The sequence below is a fragment of the Methylobacterium sp. WL18 genome (assembly GCF_008040015.1).
Lineage (GTDB): Bacteria > Pseudomonadota > Alphaproteobacteria > Rhizobiales > Beijerinckiaceae > Methylobacterium > Methylobacterium mesophilicum.
Genome location: NZ_VRVD01000738.1, coordinates 1 through 2,102 on the forward strand (window position 1 = coordinate 1; position 2,102 = coordinate 2,102).

Genomic DNA, 2,102 nt, shown 5'->3' on the forward strand with positions numbered 1-2,102 from the left:
GGACGCAGGCGGGCGGCCACGCTCGGCCGGCGCTCCATCGGGATCGCGGTCGGCTCGGTGGCGAGCTCCGGCACCTGCGAGATCGCGAAGGCCGAGAGGTCGCCGCCGCCCTTGGCGCGCAGGGCCTGGAAACGGCCCTCGCGGATCGTGGCGACCACTGCGCCGTCGGCGTCGAGCAGGGTGAAGTCGGCCAGGATCGAGCGCTCGTTGCAGCGCCGCGTCCGGATGATCGAACGGGCGATCACCGCACCGGGGCGCAGAAGCCGCACCTCGCCGAAGCGCACCGGGATGTAGGCTTTGCCGGCGTTCTCGCCGAGCAGGTCCGCGAACAGCAGGATCAGCCCGTGGAAGCAGGCGTCGAGGCGGGCCGGGACCAGGGTGAACCGGTCGTCGGCCACGGCCGGCAGCAGGTCGGACACGATGGTGATGTCATCCAGCCGGGCGCTCATGGCGACCTGCTGGAAGCTCGGGCCGAAGCCGAGGCCCGAAGCGCGGGCGCGGCCGTAGAGCGCCTCGCCGGTCAGGACCTGCTCGCCGGCGGTGTCGAAGTCGAACCCGTTCAGGTCGGGTGCCTTCGGGGCCGTAAACGTGCCGTCGACGATCTTGGCCTGGGCGTGGAGCTGCCAGGGCGTCTGGGTCAGGCGCGGGCGGCTGAGGACCTGGATGCCGTTGCCGGTGCCCGACAGACGCACCGCGACCTCGCGCAGCGCCTCCTCGGCGAACACCATGGGCGACAGGATCTCGAAATCGGCCAGCACCACCTCGTCGTGGCGCATCGCCTCGCGGACGCAGGCCAGCGCCATCTCGACGAAGCCGGCGCCGGGCATGATCACCTGGCCGTCGACCTTGTGGTCCTCCAGCTCGGGCAGGGTGGCCGGATCGACGAAGCCGTTCCATTCCAGGCCGTCGAAGGTGGTCCGCGAGCCGATCAGCGGGTGGTAGGGGCGGGCGCTCATCGCGCCGACGCTCTCGGGGGTGTCGGCCAGGCGGAACGGACGCCGCTGCCACGGATAGGTCGGCAGGCGCACGTCGCCCCGGGGGGCATCGCCGAACAGCAGGGATTCGTCGACCTGCGCGCCCTGGACCAGGGCGGCGCTGACCGCCTTGGCGATCGGGTCGCCGCCCGACGCCTTGCGGTGCATGACGCCGACCGTGGCGGTCTCGATGCCGAGCGGCTCGACCGCGTCGCCGACATGGGACATCAGCGTCGCGCGCGGTCCGACCTCGACGAATACGCGGGCGCCGCGGCGGGTGGCATCCTGCACGGCCTCGCTGAAGCGCACCGGCTCGCGGATGTTGCGCCACCAGTAGCCGGCGCCGAAGTTGTCGCCCTCCAGCACGCTGCCGGTGACGGTGGAGACCATCGCGGTGGTTCCGGCCTGCGCCTTCAGTCCGGCGAGGTCGCGCAGCAGCGGCTTCTCGGTCGGGTCCATCAGGCGCCCGTGGAAGGCGTAGGCGAGGTCGAGCTTGCGGCCGCGGCGGCGCTTGCGCGACAGCGCCTTGAGGGCAGCCTCGATGTCGGCCACGGGCCCGGCGACCGTGACGGCCTTCGGGCTGTTGTACGCGGCGATGTCGAGGGACGGGTAATCCTTGAGGAAGGCCTCGACCTCTTCGGCCGGCATCAGCAGCACCGCCATGGTGCCCTGGCCGTGCGTCGTCTCCTGGTGGTGGCTGCGGTAATAGATCACCCGGACCGCGTCCTCGAGGGTGAGGACGCCGGCCGCCTCGGCGGCGGCGATCTCGCCGACGCTGTGGCCGAGCACATAGGAGGGGATCAGGCCCTTAGCCTTGAGGGCGGCCGTCGAGGCGCTCTCGATGGCGAAGATCAGTGGCTGCGAGACGCTGGTGAGCGCCAGGCGCTCGTCTAGGTCCTCGGCGTAGAGGGCCTGCTTGAGCGACCAGTCGGCATAGGTCTGGAACAGGGTGTCGACCCTGTCGAAGGCGGCCCGGAACGTCGGGTTCTCCTCGTAGGCCTCGCGGCCCATGCCGGCCCACTGGCTGCCGTTGCCGGAATAGACGAACGCGACCTCGGCGGCGCGGTCGACCGCGGTGCCGGTGAAGGCGTCCTGGGCGTCCTCGCCCTCGCCGACGGCGCGCAGGGC

The 2,102-nt window shown here is 71.7% G+C and carries 1 protein-coding gene; it reads right to left on the reverse strand.

The features are described from left to right. Positions 1 to 2,102: acyltransferase domain-containing protein (locus FV228_RS27690; RefSeq protein WP_147857436.1), on the reverse strand; the 2,102-nt coding region annotated here is incomplete at both ends.